General features: G+C 70.2%; 3 protein-coding genes and 1 pseudogene. 2 read left to right on the plus strand and 2 right to left on the minus strand.

The genetic code is table 11. From position 1 onward, the window contains the following. The first annotated feature begins 95 nt into the window (after nt 1-95). Nucleotides 96-443, plus strand: a complete 348-nt coding sequence (locus VIR15_RS16855) for a GroES family chaperonin (RefSeq protein ID WP_331929841.1) — start codon at nt 96-98, stop codon at nt 441-443. A 349-nt stretch (nt 444-792) separates the two neighbouring features. Here VIR15_RS16855 and VIR15_RS16860 read toward each other — a convergent pair whose 3' ends face one another. Next, nucleotides 793-2,001 (minus strand): peptidoglycan-binding domain-containing protein, encoded by a 1,209-nt coding sequence (locus VIR15_RS16860; RefSeq protein WP_331929843.1) that lies wholly within the window; start codon nt 1,999-2,001, stop codon nt 793-795. A gap of 185 nt (nt 2,002-2,186) precedes the next feature. Between VIR15_RS16860 and VIR15_RS16865 the strand changes: the two are divergent. Further along, a pseudogene (locus VIR15_RS16865) lies at nt 2,187-3,407 on the plus strand (MFS transporter); the annotation flags it as partial. 148 nt (nt 3,408-3,555) lie between these two features. On the opposite strand, the gene VIR15_RS16870 reads toward VIR15_RS16865, so the two are convergent. Beyond that, the coding region (locus VIR15_RS16870) for a DUF222 domain-containing protein (protein ID WP_331929845.1) at nt 3,556-4,090 on the minus strand (535 nt) is incomplete at its 5' end.

Below are 4,090 nucleotides of genomic sequence, written 5' to 3' on the forward strand. Positions count from 1 at the left end.
GGCCGCCGCCGTTGCCTTCGTCGTCGTGGTCGGCCTGCTTCGTCGACGCCGGCACCGCTGACGCTCGCTGAGCAGCCGGGAACCAGCGCAACCACATGGCCAAGAGCACCTCGACGAGCGGGTCGGCAGCGTCCAAGCTGCCGATCCGCATGCTGCACGACCGACTCCTCGTCAGCCTCGAGCGCGAGGGTGAGCGCCGCAGCGGCGGCGGCATCCTCATCCCTGCGACGGCCTCGGTCGGCCGACGTCTCGTCTGGGCCGAGGTCGTCGCCACCGGCCCGAACGTCAGGCAGGTGCAGCTCGGGGACCGGGTCCTCTTCGATCCGGAGGAGCGGGCCGAGGTGGAGCTGCAGGGACACGACTACGCGCTGCTGCGCGAGCGGGACATCCACGCCGTCGCTGCCTCCCGCATCGACGACGGCCAGACCGGCCTCTACCTCTGAGACGGACCAGACGCCAGGCGGCACGCTGCACGGCTGGGCGCTCGCGCCGACGGTCCAGCGCCGACCACCGCAGGGCGCTGTTGCCGCGCAGGACGTCGAGGGTGAGGCTCGAGCTGTCGAGGAACCGGCAGGTGAACAGGTAGGCCGCCCGAGGATGAGCACGAGGAGGTGGCGCCCGAAGGTGTTGAGCGTGCGCGACAGGGGTGTCTCCAGGGACTCGGCCTCGCTGATCAGAGTCTGGATGGGGCCGATCCGAATGCTGCTCCGATCGTGGTCGGCCACCCACCTCCGATCATGGCAGGGCGAGGACGTCATTCGGGTGCACCGCTGTCAACTCCTCAGGTCGCAGCTACCCTCCGTCGCCGACGGTGCTCCCTGATGTCGAGGACGGCGACAGCGTCGTCGTCTGCGTCACGGTGGCCGTGACCGTCGGGGTCTCCTTCGACTCCTTGACCGCCTTCTCCAACCCGGACACCGTCGCGGCATCGACTGTTCCTGTCTCCGGGACGCCGAGGTCCTTCTGCAAGGCTGTCAGCGCGTCCGTCAGGGCCGGCGTCCACTGGCCATCCACCGGACCGTCCCAGTAGCCGGCGAGCTTCAGCGTCTGCTGGATCGCCGCGGTCGAGGCCACGGCGGCCTCCGCAGACGCGCCACCCTTGGCCGCCAGGTCCATCCGGAGCGCCGCCTCGCTGGCCTTGTCCAGCGTTCCGGTCACGGGCAGGCCGTGCGCTTTCTGGAGGGCCTCGACGGCACCGGTCGTCGTCGGCCCGTAGACACCATCGACCTTGCCCGTGTAATAGCCGGCATCGGTCAGGTCCTGCTGCAGGGCGGCCGTGTAGTCATGGACTGCCGCGGCCGCCTTCTCCTGCTGCGGCTCGGTCAGGCAGCCGGCCGCGGCATACAGCTGCAGCCAGGCCATCTCGAGGCCGACAGCCGCTGCGTTGAACTGCTGGGAGGCCCGACGTAGCGGGCTGTCGTCCGAGATCGCGCCCTGCGCTGTCGCGAACTCGCTCTCGGCTTGCTGCACTCGAGTCACCGTCTCGCTGGGCACTGTTGGCGTGGGAGTCGACACCGGTGACGAGGGTGACGTCGAGGGAGGCACCGGCCCCCCGGTCGCCGACGCCCGGGCGGCGGCGAGCTCCGCCTCGGCAGCCGCGAGCTCCTGTTCGGCCGTCGCCACAGCTTGGTGTGCCTCGACGGCAGCCTGTCCCGCGGACGCCGTGTCCTGGCCCGGCTGTTTCAGGTCACGTCCCGCCGTCGTCACGTCGCCGACGGTCGGCGCGGTCTGGTTGAGGATGTCGCCGTACCGGTCCAGGGCGGTGATGTAGTCGGCACTCTCGGTGCAGAACGTCGCGCTCGAGGCGGTGGCTGCCGCTTTGGCGTCGTCGACGGCCTTCTGCTTCGCGGCGACGTTCGCCTCGGCGGCCTGCACGGGTGTGTCGCCGCCTGTGCTGCAGCCGACGATCAGGCACAGCGCAGCAGCCAAGGTCACGCCAAGCGAGCGCGTCCCGCCGTGGGGGGACCGCAAGGACCTGTGCCGCGATCGACCGGCAGACATGAGCGCCCTCCTCCTGCATGGAGCACGGGCTGAGCGCGCCGGACTCCCGTGGTTCGCAACGTAGTTGTTGGCCTGGCCAAGGGCGTTCACCCGTTCCGGGTGAAACCTCCCGCTGCCCTCTGCGATACGTGCGCTCGCCCGAAAGGGGTGAGGCGATGGGAATTGTTCCCACCTAGCGTGCCGTCATGAGCGATGTCGAGGTCACCTCACGCGCCGGCGGCGTCCTCGCGGCCACGTGCCTCTCGACGCTGGTCGTCAACGCGAACACGTCAGCCGTCAGCATCCTGCTGCCGGCGATCAGCGAGGACACGGGTACGAGCGTCACGACCCTCCAGTGGGCGGTAACCGGTTACTCGCTCGTGGGTGCCGCGGTGATCGTCACGTCGGGCTCGTTGGGCGACGTCTTCGGACGCAAACGCGTCTTCCAGCTGGGCTTACTGCTGTTCGTGGCGTCCTGTGTGCTGATCGCGCTCTCGTCGTCAGGCGGGATGGTCATCGCCGGACGGTTCATCCAGGGGGCTGCCGGGTCCACGATCCTGGCATGTGGCCTCAGCCTGCTGTCGGTGGCCAACAGCGGGGAGGCGCAGTTGCGTGCGGTCTCGTACTGGGGCGCGGCCGCTGCGGTGGGTGCGGCTGCGGGGCCCCTGCTCGGCGGCGTTCTCGTGGGCATCACCGGGTGGCAGGGCCTCTTCTGGGTCGACGCCGTCATCGCCGCGGTGTGCATCGTGCTGACCTACTTCACGGTGTCCGAGTCCCGGGATCCCAACCGGTCCCGCTCCATCGACTACGCCGGCACCGTGCTGGTCGCCCTTACTCTGGCACCGTTCATCCTGGCCCTCAGCAAGGGAAGCGAGTGGGGCTGGGGCTCGCTTGCGACCATCGGGTGCTTCGTCGTGTCGATCGTCGCGGGCTACCTCTTCGTCATCGTCGAACGTCGCGTAGAGGTTCCGCTGCTGGACCTGGCTCTGCTGCGCAACCGGATCCTCGTCGGCGCAACCATCGCGATCCTCATCGGTGCAGGGACGATCAACGGCCTGATGTACCTGCTGAGTCTGTACTTCCAGAACCCCGCCACCCTTGGCTTCAGCCCGCTCCAGGCCGGGATCGCCACCCTTCCGGCGACAGTCGGCCTGGTCGTGATCGCGGCGTTCGTGCCCAAGCTGGCAGCACGGTTCGGTGGCAGGCAGGTCATCGGTCTCGGCTTCCTGGTGACCGCAGTGGGATTTGCGGCCGTCGGCCTGGTCCAGGCGGATTGGAGGTACGGCGCCTTCGTCCTCCCGCTCATCGCCATCGCCGTCGGTATGGGCATGTCCAACGGCCCGGCGTCCTCCGCTTCGACGGCGTGCGTCTCCGCGAACGAGGTCGGCGCCGCCTCGGGGGTCTCGAACATGGCTCGCTACGTCGGGGCAGCCGTTGCGACCGCGCTCGCTGCGTCGATCTACGGCGCCGTGATCGCGAACCGGACCGCCGAAGGCGCCTCCACGGGCGACGCTCTCTCGTCGGGCCTCGGCGCAGCGTCGTGGGTGATGGCCGGGTTCAGCGTGGCCGGGCTTCTCATGGCGGTCCTGATGGGTCGGCACAAGACAGCGCGCGGCACGGTGCAGGACGCGGCATCTGCCGCAGCGGCTCCGTTGCACACCTTGCCCACCTCGGCCACGCCGGCGCCGCAGAGAGCGTGATCTGGACGTCCCGGGCATGCGTCAGGCCCCGCCGGGGCCGGCGCACGGTGCCCACCGGCAGCACGTCGCCGGTCAACGCGAGTCCGGTGCCTCGGAGGGTCCCGGCGAGCACGTCGTGCTCGACGGTGACGACCAGCTTGGCCCTGTCGGTCACGGGCAGACCGTCGGCGGTGGCGACGCCGCGGGCGACGATCTCGAGCAGCGCGTCGGCGCGGCGGGTGGCCGGGGTCCGCGGGTCCGGCTCCACGGTGCGCCCGTGCTTGTCCTTGCTCGGGCAGGGCGTCGAGAGCGGGTCGACTGCGGACTTGAGCACCGCGGCCGCCTCCGGGTCCAGCATCCCGCGCAGGCTGACCATGCCGGTGTTCGAGGGCTGGCCGAACCAGAGCCCGCGGCAGGCTTGCCGGCCCGCG

The organism is Intrasporangium sp., assembly GCF_036566125.1.
In the GTDB taxonomy this organism is placed as follows: Bacteria; Actinomycetota; Actinomycetes; order Actinomycetales; family Dermatophilaceae; genus Intrasporangium.

What these genes read in the sequence shown, in the direction of transcription:
- VIR15_RS16860 (WP_331929843.1), bottom strand. Translation starts at nt 2,001, where the DNA reads ATGTCTGCCGGTCGATCGCGGCACAGGTCCTTGCGGTCCCCCCACGGC.
- VIR15_RS16855 (WP_331929841.1), top strand. Translation starts at nt 96, where the DNA reads ATGGCCAAGAGCACCTCGACGAGCGGGTCGGCAGCGTCCAAGCTGCCG.